This window comes from Caballeronia grimmiae (assembly GCF_000698555.1).
Classification (GTDB): Bacteria; Pseudomonadota; Gammaproteobacteria; order Burkholderiales; family Burkholderiaceae; genus Caballeronia; species Caballeronia grimmiae.
Window position 1 is genome coordinate 184,921 of sequence record NZ_JFHE01000005.1, and the last position, 20,338, is coordinate 205,258.

Consider the following 20,338-nt stretch of genomic DNA (forward strand, 5'->3'; position numbering starts at 1 on the left):
CGTTCCCGTGCTGATTCACGCGCCGGACCGCTATTGGCGGTTCCGGCGCGTTTCGCTTTCAAGGCCGCGTTTCAGCGGCGTCCGCGGGCCAGGCCATCGGCCATGAAGTCCTGATCCAGATTCGCGGGCAAGGTTTCGCGCGCAACCTCGATCCAGGCGCGCGCCGCATGCGACAGATATCCGTTGCGCCGCCAGCCGACCGCCATGTCCCAGTGAATCTCGGGCGCGACCACCGGGCGGCAGGTAAACGCCTCCGTATCGAGGCGGCGGCAATACGGCGCGGGTAACAGCGCGATGCCGACGCCCGCCTGCACCAGCGCCGCCATGAAATCCCAATGCCCGCTGCGGCCGACGATCGTCGGCGAAAAGCCCGCCTCGCGGCAGGCGTGCAGCACGACATCGCTGAGCGCGAGGCTTTCCCCGTAAAACACGAACGGTTCGGCGGCGAGATCGGCGAGCGGCACTTCGTGCATGTCCTCCCAGCGCGAACCTTTCTGCGCGACGAGCCACAGCAGTTGGCGGCTGACGGGCAGCACGTCGAACATGTCGGTATCGACCGGCTGCAAGACGCCCCCCAGTTCGAGTTCACCTTCAATCAACGCGGCTTCGATGGCTTTCGATCCGCGCTCGAACAGTTTCAGCTCGACTTTCGGATACCGCTGCCGAAACGCCGCGATGGCGGGCGTGAAAAGCGAGCCGCCCATCGGCGGAATGCCGATGGTGAGCGCCCCGCGACCGAAGGTGCCCAGGTCGTTCAGTTCGGCTTCGAGCCGCGCATGAGCCGCGAGCACTTCGATGCCGCGCTGATACACGATCTGCCCCGCATCCGTCAGCACCATCTGCCGGCCCTCGCGCAGCAGCAGCGGCGAGCCGACCTCGTCTTCCAGCGCCTTCACCATTTTGCTGATCGTCGGCTGCGTGACGAACATGTGCTCGGCCGCCGTCGTGAAGCTCTTCTGCTTCACCACTTCGATGAAGTAACGCAGTGCACGCAATTCCATCGCAGCCTCCGGATTCCAGATCGGAATGATGCGAATAATTTTAAGTCATTTTTTTTATGGAAAGGCAGCCCATATACTCGGACTCAAGGTTAACCCTAGTCATTCTTCTACCGGAATACGCCATGTCCGCCGTCCTTTCGAATCAAACGCCCGTAATGAACGCCCGCGCCAGCGCCGCGCGGTTCGTTCGCGTGGCGGTGCAATCGGCGGGCATTGCCGCAATCTGGTTCGCTGCGGACTTCGTCGCGCGCACGCTGGCGTTGCCGGTGCCGGGCAGTGTGGTCGGTTTGGTCGCGCTGCTGATCCTGCTGATGAGCGGCGGCATCGCACCGCGCTGGGTCAAGGCCGGCGCGGACTGGCTGCTCGCCGACATGCTGCTGTTCTTCATCCCGGCGGCGGTCGCCGTCGTGCAATACGGCGGGCTGTTCAAGGAAGACGGCTGGCGGCTCGCGCTGGTCGTCGTCGGCGGGACGCTGATGGTGATGGTCGCCGTCGCCTTCGCCGTCGACCGCGCGGCACGGCTCGAGCGGCGTCTTGCGCTGCGGCGCGCGCTTGGCGCCCGCCACGCGGCGCGTGCGTGATCGGCGACCAAGCGACGATGAGCCACTTCTACGCTTCCCTTTTCGGTGACGACGCCGGCCGGCTGATCGCGGCGGGGTGCTTCGTGCTGACCGTCGCGCTGTACTTCGCGTCGAAGCGCCTGTACGCGCGCTACAAAAGCCCGTGGCTTACGCCGCTTCTGGCGGTCCCGGCGGTGCTCGCGCTGATCGTCGTGACAGCGCGCATCCCGTATTCGGTCTATTTCGCCGACACGCGCTGGCTGATGTGGCTGCTCGGTCCCGCGACCGTCGCGTTCGCGGTGCCGATCTACGAATATCGCGCGTTGCTCAAGCGTCACTGGATTTCGCTCACGGTCGGCGTGACGGTCGGGATTCTCGTGGGCGTCGGCGGATCGCTCGCGCTCGCAAAGCTGCTGCATCTGTCGCCGGAATTGCAGCGCAGCCTCGCGACGCGCTCGGTTTCGACGCCGTTCGCGCTCGCCGTGTCCGACAAGATTCACGCTTCCAGGGATCTCACCGCGCTTTTCGTGATCGCGACGGGCGTATGCGGCATGCTGTTCGGCGAACTCGTGCTCGCGCTGGTGCCGCTGCGCACGCGGCTCGCACGCGGGGCATTGTTCGGCGCAGCGGCGCACGGCGTCGGCACCGCGAAAGCGCGCGAATTGGGGAGCGAAGAGGGCGTCGTCTCCAGTCTCACGATGATGATCGCGGGCGTCGTCATGGTGCTGCTCGCGCCCTTGCTGCAAGTGTTGCCGTTCTAAGCGAACGCGCGACAAAATCGGCGCATCAAGAGCCAAACCATCTCATAAGACTTTGCTACAATCGACCTTCGCCCCCGAGGAGCGTTGCGACGGACGGTTCGCTGAAAAGCACCATCTGCCAGGCTCGGAGGCATTCAATCCGGACGGTTCGAAGGCGCTTCAGCACTGAACGCGCACGCAGAGCCACCGCATTCGAACGGCGCTCACGTCAACATTTCTAGTCTTTTTAGAAAAGGAGGGCGTGATGAACGCCGCAGTTCTCGATTCCCAAAACACCAAGGATTTCGTCGTCGCCGACATGTCGCTCGCCACATGGGGCCGCAAAGAGCTCGACATCGCCGAGACGGAAATGCCGGGCCTCGTGCAGATCCGCGAAGAGTACAAGGTGCAGCAGCCGCTGAAGGGCGCGCGCGTCGCCGGTTCGCTGCACATGACCATTCAGACCGGCGTGCTGATCGAAACGCTGAAGGCGCTGGGCGCGGACGTGCGCTGGGCGTCGTGCAACATCTTCTCGACGCAGGACCACGCTGCCGCCGCGATCGCCAATGGCGGCACGCCGGTGTTCGCGTTCAAGGGCGAATCGCTCGACGAGTACTGGGAATTCTCGCACCGCATTTTCGAATGGCCGAATGGCGAATTCGCCAACATGATCCTCGATGACGGCGGCGACGCAACGCTGCTGCTGATCCTCGGTTCGAAGGCGGAGAAGGATCGCTCGGTGATCGCCAAGCCGGCGAACGAGGAAGAAGTCGCGTTGTACAAGTCGATCGAGCGCCATCTCGACGCCGATCCGACGTGGTACTCCACGCGCCTTGCGCACATCCAGGGCGTGACCGAAGAAACGACGACGGGCGTGCATCGCCTGTATCAGATGGAGAAGGAAGGGCGTCTGCCGTTCCCGGCTATCAACGTCAACGATTCGGTCACGAAGTCGAAGTTCGACAACCTGTATGGCTGCCGCGAATCGCTCGTGGACGGCATCAAGCGCGCAACCGACGTGATGATCGCCGGCAAGATCGCGGTCGTGGCCGGCTACGGCGACGTGGGCAAGGGCTGCGCGCAATCGCTGCGCGGTCTGGGCGCGACCGTGTGGATCACCGAAATCGATCCGATCTGCGCGCTGCAGGCGGCGATGGAAGGCTATCGCGTGGTCACGATGGAATACGCCGCCGACAAGGCCGACATCTTCGTGACGGCGACGGGCAACTACCACGTTATCAACCACGATCATATGAAGGCGATGCGCAACAACGCGATCGTCTGCAACATCGGCCACTTCGATTCGGAAATCGACGTTGCGTCCACGCGCCAGTACACGTGGGACAACATCAAGCCGCAGGTCGATCACATCATCTTCCCGGACGGCAAGCGCATCATTCTGCTGGCCGAAGGGCGTCTCGTGAATCTGGGCTGCGCGACGGGCCATCCGTCGTTCGTGATGTCGAACTCGTTCACGAACCAGACGCTCGCGCAGATCGAACTCTTCACGCGTGGCGACCAGTACGAAAACAAGGTCTACGTGCTGCCGAAGCAACTCGACGAGAAGGTCGCGCGCCTGCACCTCGGCCGTATCGGCGCGGAACTGACCGTGCTGTCGGATGAGCAGGCCGGCTATATCGGCGTAGAAAAGAACGGTCCGTTCAAGCCGAACCACTACCGCTATTAATCGGACGCGGCGGCTGTCGCGCGCGGGCGCCTCGTGCATCCGCGCGCCGTTGCGCCTAACGACGACCATCCCGGAGAACCTCGATGACCGTGCTGCTGACATGGCTGATCAATGCGCTCGCGCTGTTGATCATCACATATCTGGTGCCGTCGATTCACATACGCAGTTTCGGCACGGCCCTCATCATCGCGGTCGTGCTGGGGCTGATCAACGCGGTGCTGCGCCCGATCCTCATCGTCCTGACGCTGCCGGTCACCGTCCTCACGCTCGGCCTCTTCATCCTCGTGGTGAATGCGCTGTGCTTCTGGCTGTGCTCGTCCTTGCTGAAGGGCTTCGAAGTATCGGGATTCTGGTCCGCGTTCTTCGGCTCGATTCTGTACAGCATCGTCTCGTGGCTGCTGTCGGCGCTCATCTTCGGGCAGCGCAACTTCGGGTAGCCGCCGCGCTTCCCGCGCACACACCAACATGAAACCGATCGAACTCTCATTCGAGTTTTTCCCGCCGAAGACGCAGGAAGGCGTGGACAAGTTGCGGGCTTCGCGCGCGCAACTGGCGAAGCTCTCGCCGAAGTTCGTCTCCGTGACCTTCGGCGCGGGCGGCTCCACGCAGCAAGGCACGCTCGACACCGTGCTCGAAATGGCGGCGGAAGGCTTCGAGGCGGCGCCGCATCTTTCGTGCATCGGCTCGTCGAAGGAAAGCCTGCGGGCGATTCTCGGCGCGTATCGCGAGCACGGCATTCGCCATATCGTCGCGCTGCGCGGCGATCTGCCTTCGGGCATGGGCGAAGTCGGCGAACTGCGCTATGCGTCGGAGCTCGTGGCATTCATCCGCCAGGAGCACGGCGACTGGTTCCACATCGAAGTGGCCGCGTATCCGGAGTTTCATCCGCAAGCGCGTTCGCCGCGCGCCGATCTCGAGAATTTCGCGCGCAAGGTGAAAGCGGGCGCGAACGCCGCGATCACGCAGTACTTCTTCAACGCCGACGCGTACTTCGAGTTCATCGACGAAACGAAGAAGCTCGGCGTCGATGTGCCGATCACGCCGGGCATCATGCCGATCACGAACTTCTCGCAACTGATGCGCTTCTCCGACATGTGCGGCGCAGAAGTGCCGAAGTGGATCGCGCGCCGGCTGGAAAGCTATGGCGACGATCGCGAGTCGATTCGCGCGTTCGGTCTCGACGTGGTGACGGGCTTGTGCCGCCGTCTCGTCGATGAAGGCGCGCCGGGCCTGCATTTCTATACGTTGAACGGTGCGGCCGCGACGAAGACGATCTGCGAGCGGCTCGGCTTCGGCAAAGCCTGATTTTTCGTTGTTTGCATCACCCGCGCGGCGCTCGCCGCGCGGTTCTTCTTCTCTCCCGCATCAACGCATCCCGCCACACGCCTTTGCTCCTTCCGAAACTGGGGAAAACCGCGTATCGGCGTCATATTTGTTCGTGCTAGTGTTGCGCCCGGTTTTTTCGTCCGCTAACAAGGCGGAGGACGCGATCAAGTAAGATCGCGCTACGCTGGCCAGAAGCCGGCACTGACCTGGAGGAAACATGAAGAAAACTGGCCTGTTGCGAGCCGCCCGCTTGTCGGCGCTCATGGGCGCTGTCGCTACGGCAACGCTGTTCGCGGCGAGCGCTGCGAACGCGGCAATCCCGAACAAGACACTGATTTACTGCTCCGAAGGCAGCCCCGCCGGTTTCGATCCCGCGCAATACACCACAGGCACCGATTTCACCGCCAACACGTTCACCGTGTATAACCGCCTCGTCGAATTCGAGCGCGGCGGCACGAAGGTCGAACCGGGTCTCGCCGAAAAGTGGGAAGTCTCGTCCGATGGCCTGACTTACACATTCCATCTGCGCCACGGCGTGAAGTTCCAGACGACGTCGTACTTCAAGCCGACGCGCGAATTCAACGCGGACGACGTGCTCTTCACGTTCAACCGCATGCTTGATGCGAACCATCCGTTCCGCAAGGCGTACAACGTGCAGTTCCCGTACTTCACGGACCTTGGCCTCGACAAGCTGATCGCGAAGATCGACAAGGTCGATCCGTACACCGTCAAGTTCACGCTGAAGGAAGTGAGCGCACCGTTCATCCAGAACATGGCGATGGAATACGCGTCGATTCTCTCGGCGGAATACGCGGACAAGCTGCTGAAGGACGGCAAGGCCTCCGACATCAATCAGTATCCGCTCGGCACGGGCCCGTTCATTTTCCGCAGCTATACGAAGGACGCGACCATTCGCTTCGATGGCAATCCGGACTACTGGAAGCCGAACGCGGTGCAGATCTCGAAGCTGATCTTCTCGATCACGCCGGATGCCGCCGTGCGGGTGCAGAAGCTGAAGAGCAACGAATGCCAGGTGATGAGCTATCCGCGCCCCGGCGACATTTCGGCGCTGAAGTCGGCATCGAACGTGGACACGCCGTCGCAGGCCGGCTTCAACGAAGGTTACGTCGCCTATAACGTGACGAAGAAGGACCTCGGCAACGCCGACGTTCGCCGCGCGCTCGACATGGCCATCAACAAGAAGGCGATCATCGATTCCGTGTATCAGGGCGCGGGCCAGGCGGCCACCGCACCGATGCCGCCGACGCAGTGGTCCTACGTCAAGAACCTGAAGACGAACCCGTACGACACCGCCAAGGCCAAGGAACTGCTCTCGAAGGCAGGCTTCCCGAACGGTTTCGAGATCACGCTGTGGGCCATGCCCGTGCAACGCGCCTATAACCCGAACGCTCGCTTGATGGCCGAAATGATCCAGGCCGACTGGGCGAAGATCGGCGTGAAGGCGAATATCGTGTCCTACGAGTGGGGCGAGTATCTGAAGCGCGCACACGCGGGCGAACACGATGCGCTGCTGATCGGCTGGACCGGCGACAACGGCGATCCCGACAACTGGCTCGGCACGCTGCTCGGCTGCGATGCCGTGAAGGGCAGCAACTTCTCGAAGTGGTGCTACAAGCCGTTCGACGATCTCGTCGTGAAGGGCCGCTCGACCACCGATGTCGCCGCGCGCACGAAGGCCTACACCGACGCGCAGCAGATCTTCGCGCAACAACTGCCGTTCTCGCCGATCGCGCATTCGACCGTCTATCAGCCGGTCAGCAAGAAGGTGACGAACATGAAGATCGAGCCGCTCGGCTACGTGCGCTTCGATGGCGTCGGCATGCAGTAATCTGCTGACGGAACGCTTTTTGCACTAGACGATAATCAGTCGCAACAGGGCCGGCGGCGCGGATCGAAACGATCCGGCCGCCGGTTACGTATTTACCCCACGAACGATATCAAAGGGCGATCATGTTCCGATTCGTTTTGCGACGCATAGGAATGGTGATACCGACGTTCATCGGCATTACGATTCTCGCGTTCGCGCTCATCCACCTGATCCCGGGCGATCCCATCGAAGTGATGATGGGCGAGCGGGGCGTGGACCCGGCGATGCACGCCGAAGCCATGAAGCGCCTGGGGCTGGACCAGCCGCTTCCGCTCCAATATCTCACTTACGTCGGCCATGCATTGAAGGGCGATCTCGGCACGTCCATCATCACGAATACGAGCGTGATGGGCGAGTTTCTGGCGCGCTTTCCGGCCACGGTCGAACTGTCCATTTGCGCGATGATCTTCGCGCTCGTCGTCGGCCTGCCGGCTGGCGTGGCGGCGGCGCTCAAACGCGGCACGGTCGTCGATCACAGCGTCATGGGCACCGCGCTCACCGGCTATTCCATGCCGATCTTCTGGTGGGGCTTGATCCTCATCATGTTCTTCTCCGCGAAGCTCGGATGGACGCCCGTGTCGGGACGCATCGCGGTGGAGTACGACATTCCGCACGTCACGGGCTTCATGCTGATCGACTCGCTCTTCTCGACCGATGAAGGCGCGTTCACGTCGGCGTTGTCGCATCTGATCCTGCCGACCATCGTGCTCGGCACGATTCCGCTTGCGGTCGTCGCGCGCATGACGCGCTCGTCGATGCTCGAAGTGCTGCGCGAGGACTACATCCGCACGGCGCGCGCGAAGGGCTTGTCGCCGTTGCGCGTGGTCGTCGTGCATGCGCTGCGTAACGCGCTCATTCCGGTGGTCACCGTCATCGGCTTGCAGGTCGGCACGCTGCTCGCGGGTGCGGTGCTGACCGAGACGCTGTTCTCGTGGCCGGGCGTCGGCAAGTGGCTGATCGACGCCATTTCGAGGCGCGACTATCCGGTCGTGCAGGGCGGCATTCTGATGATCGCATCGCTCGTGATCGTCGTGAATCTGGTCGTCGATCTGCTCTACGGCGTGTTGAATCCGCGCATTCGCCATACTCGCTGAGGACACACGAATGGCTGACGTTCAAAACAATCTCCCGCCCGGTGCGCTGACGCCGCCGTCCGGCCGCATGGTCGCGGCGCGCGAGTTCTGGGCGAACTTCTCGCGCAATCGCGGCGCCGTCGTGGCGGGCGTCATCGTCATTGCGCTCATGCTGGTGGCGATCTTCGCGCCGCTGATCGCGCCGCATAGCCCGATCGAGCAATACCGCGACTATGTGAAGATCCCGCCCGCGTGGCTCGAAGGCGGCAATCGCATGTTCCTGCTCGGCACCGACGAAGCGGGCCGCGACATTCTCTCGCGTCTGATGTACGGCGCGCGGCTGTCGTTCTGGATCGGCTTCGTGTCGGTGGTGCTCGCGCTGATTCCGGGCGTCGTGCTCGGTCTGATGGCCGCGTTCTTCAACTGGCTCGATACGCCGATCATGCGCGTGATGGACGTGCTGCTCGCGCTGCCGTCGCTGCTGCTCGCGGTCGCTGTCGTGGCGATCATCGGGCCGGGGCTCGTCAACACGATGCTCGCCATCGCGATCGTCGCGCTGCCGGGTTATGTGCGCCTCACGCGCGCATCGGCGCTCGGCGAATTGCAGAAGGAATACGTGACGGCATCGCGCGTCGCGGGTGCGGGCACCGTGCGGCTCATGTTCTCGCAAGTGCTGCCGAATTGCGCCGCGCCGCTCATCGTGCAGGCGACGCTTGGTTTCTCGTCCGCGATTCTCGATGCCGCCGCGCTCGGCTTCCTCGGCCTCGGCGTGCAGCCGCCGGCTGCGGAGTGGGGCGCGATGCTGGCATCGGCGCGCGATTACATCGAAAGCGCATGGTGGATCGTGACGATGCCCGGTCTTTCGATTCTGATCTCGGTGCTCGTCATCAACCTGCTCGGCGACGGGCTGCGCGATGCGCTCGATCCGAAACTGAAACGGATGGGATGACATGAACGATCTATTGACTATCCGTAACCTGCAGGTGACCTTCGGCGGCACGCAGGCCGTCGATCGCATCAGCCTGTCGGTGGCGCCGGGCGAAGTGGTCGGCGTCGTCGGCGAATCCGGCTCGGGCAAGAGCGTCACGATGATGGCGCTGATGGGCCTCATCGATGCACCCGGCAAAGTCACCGCCGATCAGGTCACGTTCGACGGCAAGGACTTGCTGAAGGCGTCGGCGCGCGAGCGTCGAAGGATCATCGGCAAGGACATCGCCATGGTGTTTCAGGACGCGCTCACGAGCCTGAACCCGAGCTATACCGTCGGCTATCAGATCAAGGAAGTGCTGAAGCTGCACGAAGGATTGCGCGGCGATGCCTTGCACAAGCGTGCGCTGGAGCTGCTCGATCAGGTCGGCATTCCGGATGCAAAAAGCCGCATCGATGCGTTCCCGCATCAGATGTCGGGCGGCATGAACCAGCGCGTGATGATTGCGATGGCGGTCGCGTGCAATCCGAAGCTGCTGATCGCCGACGAGCCGACCACCGCGCTCGACGTGACCATTCAGGCGCAGATCATGGAACTGCTCGTGCGCCTGCAGAAGGAACGCGGCATGGCGCTCGTGCTGATTTCGCACGATCTCGCGGTGGTGTCGGAAGTGGCGCAACGCGTGGCGGTGATGTACGCGGGCGAGATCATCGAAACGAATCATGTGCCGGCGATTTTCAGCGAGCCGCATCATCCGTACACCGAAGCGCTGCTGGCCGCGATTCCCGAGCATAGCCGCGGCGCGGCGCGTCTCGCGGCGCTGCCGGGCATGGTGCCGGGACGGGACGATCGGCCAAGCGGGTGTCTGTTTGCGCCGCGCTGCAAGTATGCCGTCGATGACTGCTGGAAGGGCCGGCCGCATCTGTATCAACTCGACTGGAACGATCCTGCGGTGCGTGCGCGCTGCATCAAGCCGCTCAATGTCGCAAGCGATGTGAAGCAGGCGGTGCGCGCGGAGCGTGAGGCACAGATCGTCGGGGAGGGCGCGCGATGAACGCGATACCGAAGGAACTCAATCAGGACATCGTGCTGGCCGCCGACAAGCTCACGAAGCATTACTCGGTCAAGCGCAGCATGTTCACGCAGGGCACGGTGAAGGCGCTGAACGGCGTGTCGTTCGAATTGCGGCGCGGGCGCACGCTCGCGGTCGTCGGCGAATCGGGATGCGGCAAGTCCACGCTTGCTCGCCAGTTGACAATGATCGAAGCGCCGACGTCGGGCCGCCTTTTGATCGACGGCGAAGACGTGGCCGGCGCGAGCAAGGCGAAGATCGCGGATTTGCGCCAGCGCGTGCAGATGGTGTTTCAAAACCCGTTTGCATCGCTGAATCCGCGCAAGACGGTGGAGCAAACGCTCGGCGAGCCGCTCGCGATCAACACGAAGCTCTCGTCGACGGAACGGGCGGAACGTATCGCGAAGATGATGCGCACCGTTGGCCTGCGGCCCGAACATGCGTCGCGTTATCCGCACATGTTCTCGGGCGGACAGCGTCAGCGCGTGGCAATTGCGCGGGCGATGATTCTCGATCCGCAGATTCTCGTGGCCGACGAACCGGTGTCGGCGCTCGACGTGTCGATTCAGGCGCAGATTCTCAATCTCTTCATGGATTTGCAGCAGGAGTTCGGCACGAGCTACGTGTTCATCTCGCACAATCTTTCGGTGGTGGAGCATATCGCCGACGACGTGATGGTGATGTACTTTGGCGGCATTGCGGAGCTGGGCGACAAGAAGACGATCTTCGCGAATCCGCGACATCCGTACACGCGTTCTCTCATGTCCGCGACGCCTGCGTTGTTCGAAGAGGATCGGCGCATCAAGATCAAGCTGCAGGGCGAGATGCCGTCGCCGCTGAATCCGCCGTCGGGCTGCACGTTCCATCAGCGCTGCCCGTATGCGATCGAGCGATGCCGGGTGGAAGAACCGGCGCTGCGTGTCGTCGATGGCCGCCAGGTGTCGTGTCATCGCGCCGAGGAGGTCGGTGAAGCCGAAGCCTGAATCGCGGGTGGCGCGCCGGTTGATCGACCGGACGCGCCGCTTCGTGTCCTGTGGCATGGCGCTGCTCGCGCGGCGCGCTGGCGTCGTGGCGTACGCGATGGCGCTGTTATTCGCGTTGTCGACGGTGGCGTTCGCGGTCACGGGATCGCGCAGTCCGCCCGGCGGCACGCCTCAACCCGCGGGCGATGCAAGCGCGACGGAGGTTCCGGCATCGGCTGCACCGCCCGCGACGCCGGCTCGGGTCGTTCCAGTCGACCGCTCCGACGGCACGACGGCAAGCGGGCCGGTGCGCGCGGAACCGGCGCGCATGCCGTTCTATGTCGCCACGAAAGGCGCGACGACGATCTATCTGCTCGGCACGTTGCACGTCGGTTTTCCGACCGACTATCCGCCTGAACAGCCTTTTCGCAAGCCGATCCTCGCGGCGCTGTATGCATCGCCGACACTGGCGCTCGAAATTTCCCCCGACGAACTGCTGCTCTCCCAGGACGATGTGAACCGCTATGGCATGTGCCGCAGCGAATGTCTGATCGACTATTTGCCCGATTCGATGTGGAAGAAGGTCGAGGCGCGCATGCGCGGCAATCCTGTCGCGCTGAAGAATTTGCGGCATACAAGGCCGTGGCTTGCGTCGATGCTGATTCAGACGTACGACACGCTCAAGGCCGGGTTTCAGAGCGAGTACGGCACGGAGGCGCAGTTGCAGAATGTTTATCTGCGCGTGCGCGGAAGGATTGTTGGTCTCGAGACGCTGAACGAGCAGATATCGACGTTCACGCATCTATCGTCGGCGCAGCAGCGGGAGATGCTGGCGCAGGATCTCGTGCAAACCTCGGCGGAGAATATCGCCGATGTGAAAGAGCTGCATCGGCTGTGGCGTATCGGCGATGCGGATGCGTTGAAGGCCTGGGACGATGCGAAGAGCTCGAAGCTGGCGCGGTCGAAGGCGCTGGCGGCGCAGGTGGATAACCGCGTGGTGTATGAGCGGAATCGGCGGTTTGTGCAACGGATCGTGGGGCTGGCGGCGCCCGATCGGCCGGTGTTTGTGGCGATCGGGGCGTTGCATCTTGGTGGCGAGCGCGGGGTGCTGGAGTTGTTGAGGAGGAGGGGGTTTGTGGTGGTTCCCGGGTAGCTTCTCGAGATGTCTTTCCGGCCTTGGCGATCAGCCGCTCGTCTGGGCAAACCAGCATCCACCGCTTTGAAAGGCGATAGACGCGCGATGCATTGTCGCAATTGGATAGCCCTAGCGCGCCCAACAGCCGAGGTTTGGCGATTTAGCTGTACGCTCGGTTGAGAAGTGCGCCGGTAAGCATAGCAGCGAACTTCACGTTGGTAACGAGATAGCGCTTCCACATCCGGCGTGGCTCCTGAATTACACGAAACAGCCATTCGAGACCGCTTCGCTGCATCCAGACCGGCGCTCGACGAACTTTCCCGGCGATTACGTCGAACGTTCCACCCACGCCCATGACGAAATCGACACCGAGGTCATCCTTCCAGCGCTCAATGAACGTCTCTTTCTTAGGCGATGTAATGGCCACGAACAAGAGTCGCGCACCCGAACTGCGAATCGCATCAACGGCAGCTTTCTCGTTGTCCCAGAAGTATCCGTTACTGCATCCTGCGACCTGAAGTCCACGATGCTTCTCCAGCACGCGTTCTACCGTTTTTGCTACCACTACATCCGTCGCGCCAAGCAGATAGACCGGCCATTTGCGGTCAGCAGCGGTTGCCAGCAAGCGATCGAACAGATAGATTCCCGCGACACGCTCCGGTACGGCGTGTCCTAGAAGACGCGCCCCCCAGACAACGCCCATTCCATCAATATTGATGAGGTCGCATGCTTGAACTGAGTCGGCAAGTTCCCGGTCTCGCTTCATATGGACGAGCTTGGAAACGTTGACAACAGCGTGCTGTGTGAAGTCTCTTCTCTCTATGCGCTCGGCAAGAAGCGACACCGTTTCTTCCATCGTCCCGGCATGCATCGGGAACCCTAAAAAATTGAAAAGCCTCATTGATTGCCTTCGTGCACGTTAATGTCTGATGGAGCCTTCCCTTTCGCCCCGCGAGAAGAATGCAGAGACCGATCGGCCCCGATGCGCTCTTTGATCACCAAGGGACCGAAGTCGATGGTTCTCACGTCGACGTCGGTCGGATCGCGCTTCCACCGAGCCTTATAGATGCCCAGCTTAAAATACGCGCCGTCATCTCCGCGGTACGCGTTAGGAACGCCTTCTATCGAGAACACCTTTTTTTCGTTATAAAATAGTTCTGTCTTCGATGCCGCTCCAGTAGGATCAGGAACGTATATCAATGTCCACGTCACTGTATTGCCGCGGTCAAACATAGGCGCGCCGAACAAACGAGTGACATAGTCCTGTCTGTGCTCAGTACGACTATGTACTTCATACTGGCCACCACCTGAAATAAACAATGCAAATGGCGGATATCCGGCAGCCGGTCCCTGATGTATTTGTGCAATAACTTCGTCTTGCTTACTGTCGAATTGATAGTCATCCGGGATCCGCATTTGCCACTGCACGACATATTCGCGGCCTTGGATGAAATGCAGAAAGCCTCCAAAAGATATTTCGGCCCTGGGCGTCCCGTTTGCAACGCCCGTGTAATCTGTTTCGCGGGCTATTTGCGCTCGCAGAACTTTCTTTGGATCGCCAGCCGGAAATGGGACGATTCTGATCGAATCGGGACCAGAGACCTGCAACTGTAGACGTCGATCGATGCCGGTAGTCCAATCTGTTGAGAAAAGTACTCTCTCGGCGGCGCCAGGCGTCGATGCGCACGCCGGCTTCGGCCACATCGACGCGCCACCCCAAATAACAAACACTATAAGTATGTTAATGAAATTTACAACTGATCGAACCACCGAAGAGTTCCTCGAAGGAGCAGCGGAGTCACTGCGTTTCATAGCCATAAGGATTATTGCGCGCTTCGACGGGGTTGAGTCAGCAGTTCTGTCGCCAACCAAAGTACAGCGACGGCACCACCGAAGAGAATTGTCTTCGTGACAAGAACTTCAATGCCTTCGCGATAAAGGTTGAAGACGAAGACGAACGAGAATGACGAAAGAAAGGCAACAACCAACTTTCGCTTGGAACGGATTAAGACTTCGTCAAACGTTCGCAGGATGACACCGGAAACAAGACTGCCGACTGCACAAGCGACACCACCGCCGAGTAGGTACAACTCGCCTAGAATCGTTGGCGAGTATGTAATGAGGTCAGTTCGCCCGAGCACGACTTGAGTATAGTAGTTGCCAGCATTCAACACGATCGCAGGCTTGTCGTGCCACAGAAAGCGAGGTATCGGCGTCGTCAATTGATTCAAGAAGACGTTCTCGGTGACTTCGTGGCGTCTGCAAAAATCAACAATGTTGTAGAACGCATCGACCGGCGCGAAGCCGTCGTAGAGAAAGATGAATAAACGTCCCGCGACGCCACCTGTTTCGTCTGACGTGGTGCCTGTGTAACGAAATATGGCAACGGCGAGTGTGATCGTGATCAGAGCGCCCGAAACTGCGATAAAACTTCGAAACGATATGTCTTTGCGCAGCACCGCAATAACGGCGATTGAGAACAAAGCCGCGAAGCCCAGTTGTCGATATCCGCCAAGTACGACAAAGGTGAGGGCGCAGTAAAGAACCGTTGCGACGATCGTGTGGACTTTCTCTCTACGTGTCCTGGCTCTCAGAGCAGCTAACGTGCAAGCGACCAATCCCATGGAAAAAAACAGAGAGTAGCCACCCATTCCCACATTCGCGTCGTAGCGGTTTTCGTAGCCACCTTCCTTGAGTAGCACCGGCCCTCCGGAGCTTGCTAGGTAAATAAGCATGGAAACCGTGAATGCAGTGGTGAGGACCTGGACAAATCCCTTCGTGCCCAATCGCCAATCGATTTCCGCTCGCTTCGGCAGCAAGCGCCTAACCGGAGCTGCAATGAAATAACCAAGCAAGAACAGGAGAAGGCACGCCTGTGCGAGCAAGACGAGCTCGCGACTTGTCGCATCGGAAGCGCTGATCTTGTCAATGCCGAAGTAAGAAAACAGAATTCGTGCGAGCAGAAGGCCGCCGAAGTATGTGAACACATAGCACGAGACGAACAGCGTGAAATATACGCGCCGAAGGCTCGTTGCGCCCAACCTTTGCCAGTACAGAGCCAATCCAACAAGATTTGCGAGGCAGAGCAAATAAATCATTTCGGCTCGTAGTTCATCGAGAATTTTTCTTTGCGTGCAGCTTCGTAACGACGCGAGTCGAAGCACAGATCATTTTTTGGTCGATACTTCTATAACTTCGCGTTCAAGGAGCTGTCCGACGCGATCTAATCCAAAGCGCTCCGTAATCCATCTAGACCCGGCTCCAGGTTGGATTGAGGAAGATAGCTTCTGCGCTTCCAGGATCGCATCCGCGAGAGTGCGAGGATCGAGGCTATCGACAATCACGGATTGATCCGGCTTGAGGACTTCGATTACTGGCGGATGCCGATAAGCCACGACCGGCAAGTCGAAGCATTGAGCCTCCACGAAGCTCATACCGAACGAATCCACCCGGCTCGGCAGGCAGAACACGTCCGCCTTTTGGAGCAATCTGCGTTTCGCTTCGCCGGAGACCCAACCGGCCCATTCGATGCGCTCTTGGAGGCTGTGCTGCTCCGCCTCCCTACGCAACGCATCGAACTCTGGCCCCTCGCCGGCAATGATCAAGCGGAACGAGTCGGGCAGACGAGCTAGGGCTCCGAGCGTTTCCACAAAGCCCTTTCCGTGAACGATCCTGCCCATGACGAGGACGTATCGAACGTCGTCGCCCTTAGAGTTCGGAGCGAACGCCTCTGCTTGATACGGATTCGGTACGACTACCGCCTTCTCCGCCAATCGCGCTTCCTCAAGCAGACGCTTCCCGTAGTGAGTCAGAACGACGGTGCGTGTGGAAAGCCTGATCAAGCAGGCGATCACCTTTCTCCAGAATCCGCTCCGGAGATACTGTTCAAGGTATGGCGTGTGGAGATAGACGAAAGCACGCTGCCTCAGACCGATTCGGAGAAACGCGGTAAGCCCAAGCATCCTTAACAGACACAAGCCTGATCCGGGATGGACGTGGAAGAGCTTTGCTCTGCCGAAATTACGGAGCAAAACGCCATAACAACGGAAGAACGATAGGATCCACGGACCGAGTTTTCCCCAAAGCGGTGTCGACCGATGAGTCGAGATGTGAATCGTCTCACCTAACGCGCCCAGCAACCGGAGGTGAATTGGAATAACGGTGGCGACCCCGCCCTTTCCGCCCTTCGGCTCCGTCGATAAGACCACGTGAATCGTATTCACCGGCATCCCTTGTGTGTTGAGTGCGTCGTCATCGCTTCGGCGAGGGGCGCTCAAGCGCGACGAATCTCAGCGGATGGCGCGCACAGCGCCCCACTCTGCGATTTGAGAAGAATATTGCGCATCACCGTAGTGGCGATGCACACGGCTAGAATGGGAGGGAAGTACAGCTTAGCGCTGGTCTCGAACAGCACCAGTGCCGCGCCCAGATAAGTGCCGCATGCAGCCAAATTAATCAGCATTGCTGCTTTGCTCGCCTCCCTCACCATGAGCACGTTGCTGTATGCCATGCTCGACATGCTGATGCAACCGACCGCGGACATCGCGAGGCCGCACGCGAGAGTCATCGCGAGTTCATCGGCAGTAGCGTTAAGAAGACAGATCGCCGACACGATGCCTGCGTTCGCAGCGAACGTGGCAACGCTGGCAAGGACGATCTCGCGGTTGGTCCTTCGCGTCAGGTCGTATAGCGGCCCGCCCGCAGCAGCGATGCGGCTCAGTTCGGGTAATCGATACATGGTGATTGCTCGAGGAATGAGCGCGCTAATCGCTGAAACCGATGCGATGAGTGACATGATTCCAGCGAACCGGGGACCATTCGTGAAGGACGCGATCGGCACAAGGCTCAGGGCAATTCCGCCAGAAAGGAAGTTGGTGAAGCCGAACTCAAGTCCCTTGAACTCGTATTGCGACGCCTTGAATGTGCCAGGCTTTCCTATTCGCACGAACATCCACACGCCGGCGGTGCCTAGCGAGAAGCCAAGCGGAAGCCCAGCGCAGGCGCCGAACCGCTTGAAGGCAAAAATGCTCACGCAGGTGACGATGATGAGCGCAGCGTCCGTGAGAATAATGAATCGGTAACTGCGCTGCGCAAGAAAGTAGTGACGCCCGAGCTGATAGACGGTCCATCCGACCAGTATCGCGATGACCTCGGGCACCGGTAGTCCAAACCCGAGTACCGGCTCCTCCATGGCGAAAACGGTGCCGCAGACAAGCAGCGTAACCATGCCCATGCGGACGAGATCATAGAAACACTGGACCCCGTGCGAACGGTCGGGCGACACCGGCACGCGCACGAGAATAAGCGCGCCCCATCCAATAGCCGTGAAGAAAGCGAGCGTCTGCGCGATGGAAAACGCTGAGCCGGCGCGACCAAGGTCGCCAAGGTCATACACTCTCTCTATGAGCAGAAAGGCGATGACCCGATAAAGTCCCGGCATGCCCGTCGCGACAATCGCTTCGAACTTTCGCACCAGGTCTGGGAGGGGCTTCGCGATAAAGGGCACGAACTGCTTCATCCCCGCGCCAACATCCCGCGCGTATCGATCACGACTTTGGCCTGCAGCCGAATCGGATCGATGTTCTTAAAGGGCACGTGATCGACGAGAACCACGATCACATCCGCGCGAAGCAGCGCGTCGTTGAGCGTGCAGAGTTCGACCTTGTCGGCGAGATGCCGCGGCAGTTCGCGGATATTCGGTTCCACCGCCAGCACGCTGCCCGGATAATTACTCGCCAGTTCCGTCGCGATTTCAAGAGCCGGACTCTCCCGCAGATCATCGATATCCGCCTTGAACGCCAGCCCCAGACACGCGATGACCGGCTCCTTGAACCGCTTCGCCGCCCGCTCGACGCGCTCCACCACCCAATGCGGCTTCGAATCATTGACGATGCGCGCCGTACGAATCAACCGCGCCTCTTCCGGTGCCGAATCCACGATGAACCACGGATCAACCGCAATGCAATGCCCGCCGACGCCCGGCCCCGGCTGCAGAATGTTCACGCGCGGATGGCGATTCGCCAACCGAATGAGTTCCCACACATTGATGTCGAGCCGATCGCAGATCAGCGACAACTCGTTGGCGAACGCAATGCCCACATCGCGCGATGCGTTTTCGGTCAGCTTGCACATCTCCGCCGTGCGCGCCGTCGTGAGAATGCACTCGCCGCGTACAAAGATTTGATACAACTCGCGCGCCACTTCACCGCATCGGCGCGTCATGCCTCCGATCACGCGGTCGTTCTCTACCAGCTCGCGAATCACGTGGCCCGGCAACACGCGCTCCGGGCAATGCGCGACACGAATATCCGACGCCTCGCCCGCATTCTGCGGAAAGCTCAGATCCGGCCTCATTTCTGCCATCCAGGCAGCCATCTGCTCGGTCGCGCCGACAGGCGACGTCGATTCCAGCACCACGAGATCACCCTTCTTGAGCACCGGCGCGATCGCACGGCTAGCGGCTTCGATATACGACAGGTCGGGCTTGTGACCATCGGTGAATGGCGTGGGCACCGCGATCAAGAAAGCATCAGCGGGTTGCGGCCTCGTGAACGCCTGCAGATTTCCTTGCGCCACCGCTGCCTGCACCAGCATGTCGAGTTCCGGCTCGACGATATGAATCTCGCCACGATTAATCGTATCGACGGCATGCTGATTCACGTCGACTCCGATGACCTTCTTGCGCCGCGCCGCAAAAGCAGCAGCGGTCGGCAAGCCGATATACCCGAGTCCGACGACGGAGATAGTTTCGAATTCCATAAGCTCGCGTGTTTCTTTTGGCAGTACGATCAGGCAGCTACGGCAAGCGGATGCTCGGAGCGCAGCAAGGCGTCGGCGATGCGATCGCAGGCGCGACCGTCACCGTAAGGGTTGGCGCCACGGCTCATTGCCGCGTATGCGTCGGCGTCGCGCAGAAGATGCATCACGTTCTCGACGATCGCGTCAGCGTCCGTGCCGACGAGCTTCACCACGCCCGCGTCCACCGCCTCCTGACGCTCGGTGGTCTCGCGCATCACGAGGACAGGCTTGTTCAACGACGGCGCCTCTTCCTGGATGCCGCCCGAATCGGTCAGGATCACATCGGCGCGATCCATCAGGCGTACGAACGGAAGATAGTCGAGCGGTTCGATGAGATGCACGTTCGTGATGCCCGTCAACAGGCGATTCACGGGCTCACGCACGTTCGGGTTCAGATGCACCGGATAAACGATGTCGACGTCCGGCGACGCGTGCGCGATCTGAGCGAGCGCTGAGCAGATGCGCTCGAAGCCGCCGCCGAAACTCTCGCGCCGATGCCCCGTCACGAGCACGAGGCGTCGGCCCGGGGCCAACGAGGGCAATTCACGCTCGGCGACCGCGCACAGGTCGGCATCATTCGAAAGACGCGCACCGACTTGCAGCAGCGCGTCGATGACGGTGTTGCCCGTCACGACGATCTTGTCGTCGTCGATGCCTTCGGCGAGGAGGTTGTGCCGAGCGCGCTCAGTCGGCGCGAAGTGCAGCGCGGCCAATGCACCTGTGAGCTTGCGGTTCGCTTCCTCCGGCCACGGCGACGCCAGATTGCCTGTGCGCAAGCCGGCTTCGACGTGTCCCACTGAGATGCGCTGGTAGAAGGCAGCGAGCGTCGTGGCCATGGTCGTCGTGGTATCGCCATGGACGAGAACCATGTCGGGGCGATACGTCGCGAGCACGTCGCGCATGCCAGCGAGAATCGCAGACGTGACGTCGAAGAGATCCTGTCCGCGCTTCATGATGTTGAGATCGAAATCGGGACGGATGTCGAATAGCGCAAGCACCTGATCGAGCATCTCGCGATGCTGACCCGTAACGCACACGCGGCATTCGAACCCAGAATCGCGCGCGAGGCGCTTGACGAGCGGCGCCATCTTGATTGCTTCGGGACGAGTGCCGAACGCAAGAAGCAGTTTCTTCATGAATGTCGAGTCTTTTGTATTTGTGGGCGACG

19 protein-coding genes and 1 riboswitch are annotated in these 20,338 nt (G+C 60.8%); of the genes, 11 read left to right on the forward strand and 8 right to left on the reverse strand.

Annotated elements, in window-relative coordinates; translation table 11 throughout:
* Positions 1-71: 71 nt before the first annotated feature.
* A complete protein-coding gene (locus BG57_RS08570; RefSeq protein ID WP_035962255.1) occupies positions 72-1,001 on the reverse strand; it encodes a LysR family transcriptional regulator in 930 nt (309 codons plus the stop codon).
* A 155-nt stretch (positions 1,002-1,156) separates the two neighbouring features.
* On the opposite strand from BG57_RS08570, the gene BG57_RS08575 reads away from it, so the two are divergent.
* The 11 genes from BG57_RS08575 (at position 1,157) to BG57_RS08625 (ending at position 12,390) form a co-directional block, all read left to right on the forward strand.
* A complete protein-coding gene (locus BG57_RS08575) occupies positions 1,157-1,582 on the forward strand; it encodes a CidA/LrgA family protein (RefSeq protein WP_229754048.1) in 426 nt (141 codons plus the stop codon).
* A gap of 17 nt (positions 1,583-1,599) precedes the next feature.
* Positions 1,600-2,322 (forward strand): LrgB family protein, encoded by a 723-nt coding sequence (locus BG57_RS08580; protein ID WP_035962430.1) that lies wholly within the window; start codon positions 1,600-1,602, stop codon positions 2,320-2,322.
* 70 nt (positions 2,323-2,392) lie between these two features.
* Positions 2,393-2,534, forward strand: a riboswitch (S-adenosyl-L-homocysteine riboswitch).
* Positions 2,535-2,566: 32 nt separating this feature from the next.
* Complete coding sequence (gene ahcY, locus BG57_RS08585; protein ID WP_035962259.1) at positions 2,567-3,988, forward strand: adenosylhomocysteinase; 1,422 nt, start codon at positions 2,567-2,569, stop codon at positions 3,986-3,988.
* A gap of 83 nt (positions 3,989-4,071) precedes the next feature.
* The gene (locus BG57_RS08590; protein ID WP_035962261.1) at positions 4,072-4,425 is read left to right on the forward strand and encodes a phage holin family protein; all 354 of its coding nucleotides are present in this window, start codon (positions 4,072-4,074) and stop codon (positions 4,423-4,425) included.
* Positions 4,426-4,453: 28 nt separating this feature from the next.
* Positions 4,454-5,293: a methylenetetrahydrofolate reductase [NAD(P)H] gene (gene metF / locus BG57_RS08595; RefSeq protein WP_035962263.1), complete on the forward strand. Its 840-nt coding sequence runs from the start codon at positions 4,454-4,456 to the stop codon at positions 5,291-5,293.
* A 238-nt stretch (positions 5,294-5,531) separates the two neighbouring features.
* Complete coding sequence (locus BG57_RS08600; protein ID WP_035962265.1) at positions 5,532-7,163, forward strand: ABC transporter substrate-binding protein; 1,632 nt, start codon at positions 5,532-5,534, stop codon at positions 7,161-7,163.
* A gap of 122 nt (positions 7,164-7,285) precedes the next feature.
* Positions 7,286-8,296, forward strand: a complete 1,011-nt coding sequence (locus BG57_RS08605; RefSeq protein ID WP_035962268.1) for an ABC transporter permease subunit — start codon at positions 7,286-7,288, stop codon at positions 8,294-8,296.
* A gap of 10 nt (positions 8,297-8,306) precedes the next feature.
* Positions 8,307-9,224 carry an ABC transporter permease subunit gene (locus BG57_RS08610; RefSeq protein ID WP_035962270.1) on the forward strand — a complete coding sequence of 306 codons (918 nt, stop codon included), beginning with the start codon at positions 8,307-8,309 and terminating at the stop codon, positions 9,222-9,224.
* Position 9,225: 1 nt separating this feature from the next.
* Positions 9,226-10,257 carry an ABC transporter ATP-binding protein gene (locus BG57_RS08615; protein ID WP_052005671.1) on the forward strand — a complete coding sequence of 344 codons (1,032 nt, stop codon included), beginning with the start codon at positions 9,226-9,228 and terminating at the stop codon, positions 10,255-10,257.
* Positions 10,254-11,258, forward strand: a complete 1,005-nt coding sequence (locus tag BG57_RS08620; protein WP_035962272.1) for a peptide ABC transporter ATP-binding protein — start codon at positions 10,254-10,256, stop codon at positions 11,256-11,258. Before BG57_RS08615 ends, BG57_RS08620 begins: the two co-directional genes overlap by 4 nt.
* A 55-nt stretch (positions 11,259-11,313) precedes the next feature.
* On the forward strand, positions 11,314-12,390 hold the full coding sequence (locus tag BG57_RS08625; RefSeq protein WP_052005681.1) for a TraB/GumN family protein: 1,077 nt from the start codon (positions 11,314-11,316) through the stop codon (positions 12,388-12,390).
* A 142-nt stretch (positions 12,391-12,532) separates the two neighbouring features.
* On the opposite strand, the gene BG57_RS08630 is transcribed toward BG57_RS08625, so the two are convergent.
* The 7 genes from BG57_RS08630 to wecB form a co-directional block, all read right to left on the reverse strand.
* Complete coding sequence (locus BG57_RS08630; protein WP_035962274.1) at positions 12,533-13,273, reverse strand: WecB/TagA/CpsF family glycosyltransferase; 741 nt, start codon at positions 13,271-13,273, stop codon at positions 12,533-12,535.
* Positions 13,270-14,076, reverse strand: coding sequence for a heparin lyase I family protein (locus BG57_RS31465; protein ID WP_160174717.1), 807 nt, complete (start codon positions 14,074-14,076; stop codon positions 13,270-13,272). Before BG57_RS31465 ends, BG57_RS08630 begins: the two co-directional genes overlap by 4 nt.
* Positions 14,077-14,195: 119 nt before the next feature.
* Complete coding sequence (locus tag BG57_RS08645; protein WP_035962280.1) at positions 14,196-15,470, reverse strand: WzyE family oligosaccharide polymerase; 1,275 nt, start codon at positions 15,468-15,470, stop codon at positions 14,196-14,198.
* A gap of 69 nt (positions 15,471-15,539) precedes the next feature.
* The gene (locus tag BG57_RS08650) at positions 15,540-16,595 is read right to left on the reverse strand and encodes a glycosyltransferase family 4 protein (RefSeq protein ID WP_160174718.1); all 1,056 of its coding nucleotides are present in this window, start codon (positions 16,593-16,595) and stop codon (positions 15,540-15,542) included.
* Positions 16,596-16,645: 50 nt separating this feature from the next.
* Positions 16,646-17,890: a hypothetical protein gene (locus tag BG57_RS08655; protein WP_052005672.1), complete on the reverse strand. Its 1,245-nt coding sequence runs from the start codon at positions 17,888-17,890 to the stop codon at positions 16,646-16,648.
* Positions 17,887-19,131, reverse strand: a complete 1,245-nt coding sequence (gene wecC / locus BG57_RS08660) for a UDP-N-acetyl-D-mannosamine dehydrogenase (protein ID WP_035962284.1) — start codon at positions 19,129-19,131, stop codon at positions 17,887-17,889. The genes BG57_RS08655 and wecC overlap by 4 nt, the downstream gene beginning before the upstream one ends.
* A gap of 29 nt (positions 19,132-19,160) precedes the next feature.
* Positions 19,161-20,306 (reverse strand): non-hydrolyzing UDP-N-acetylglucosamine 2-epimerase, encoded by a 1,146-nt coding sequence (gene wecB / locus BG57_RS08665; protein WP_035962285.1) that lies wholly within the window; start codon positions 20,304-20,306, stop codon positions 19,161-19,163.
* Positions 20,307-20,338: the final 32 nt, after the last annotated feature.

What these genes read in the sequence shown, in the direction of transcription:
- BG57_RS08570 (WP_035962255.1), bottom strand. Translation starts at nt 1,001, where the DNA reads ATGGAATTGCGTGCACTGCGTTACTTCATCGAAGTGGTGAAGCAGAAG.
- BG57_RS08575 (WP_229754048.1), top strand. Translation starts at nt 1,157, where the DNA reads ATGAACGCCCGCGCCAGCGCCGCGCGGTTCGTTCGCGTGGCGGTGCAA.
- BG57_RS08580 (WP_035962430.1), top strand. Translation starts at nt 1,600, where the DNA reads ATGAGCCACTTCTACGCTTCCCTTTTCGGTGACGACGCCGGCCGGCTG.
- ahcY (WP_035962259.1), top strand. Translation starts at nt 2,567, where the DNA reads ATGAACGCCGCAGTTCTCGATTCCCAAAACACCAAGGATTTCGTCGTC.
- BG57_RS08590 (WP_035962261.1), top strand. Translation starts at nt 4,072, where the DNA reads ATGACCGTGCTGCTGACATGGCTGATCAATGCGCTCGCGCTGTTGATC.
- metF (WP_035962263.1), top strand. Translation starts at nt 4,454, where the DNA reads ATGAAACCGATCGAACTCTCATTCGAGTTTTTCCCGCCGAAGACGCAG.
- BG57_RS08600 (WP_035962265.1), top strand. Translation starts at nt 5,532, where the DNA reads ATGAAGAAAACTGGCCTGTTGCGAGCCGCCCGCTTGTCGGCGCTCATG.
- BG57_RS08605 (WP_035962268.1), top strand. Translation starts at nt 7,286, where the DNA reads ATGTTCCGATTCGTTTTGCGACGCATAGGAATGGTGATACCGACGTTC.
- BG57_RS08610 (WP_035962270.1), top strand. Translation starts at nt 8,307, where the DNA reads ATGGCTGACGTTCAAAACAATCTCCCGCCCGGTGCGCTGACGCCGCCG.
- BG57_RS08615 (WP_052005671.1), top strand. Translation starts at nt 9,226, where the DNA reads ATGAACGATCTATTGACTATCCGTAACCTGCAGGTGACCTTCGGCGGC.
- BG57_RS08620 (WP_035962272.1), top strand. Translation starts at nt 10,254, where the DNA reads ATGAACGCGATACCGAAGGAACTCAATCAGGACATCGTGCTGGCCGCC.
- BG57_RS08625 (WP_052005681.1), top strand. Translation starts at nt 11,314, where the DNA reads ATGGCGCTGCTCGCGCGGCGCGCTGGCGTCGTGGCGTACGCGATGGCG.
- BG57_RS08630 (WP_035962274.1), bottom strand. Translation starts at nt 13,273, where the DNA reads ATGAGGCTTTTCAATTTTTTAGGGTTCCCGATGCATGCCGGGACGATG.
- BG57_RS31465 (WP_160174717.1), bottom strand. Translation starts at nt 14,076, where the DNA reads ATGTGGCCGAAGCCGGCGTGCGCATCGACGCCTGGCGCCGCCGAGAGA.
- BG57_RS08645 (WP_035962280.1), bottom strand. Translation starts at nt 15,470, where the DNA reads ATGATTTATTTGCTCTGCCTCGCAAATCTTGTTGGATTGGCTCTGTAC.
- BG57_RS08655 (WP_052005672.1), bottom strand. Translation starts at nt 17,890, where the DNA reads ATGAAGCAGTTCGTGCCCTTTATCGCGAAGCCCCTCCCAGACCTGGTG.
- wecC (WP_035962284.1), bottom strand. Translation starts at nt 19,131, where the DNA reads ATGGAATTCGAAACTATCTCCGTCGTCGGACTCGGGTATATCGGCTTG.
- wecB (WP_035962285.1), bottom strand. Translation starts at nt 20,306, where the DNA reads ATGAAGAAACTGCTTCTTGCGTTCGGCACTCGTCCCGAAGCAATCAAG.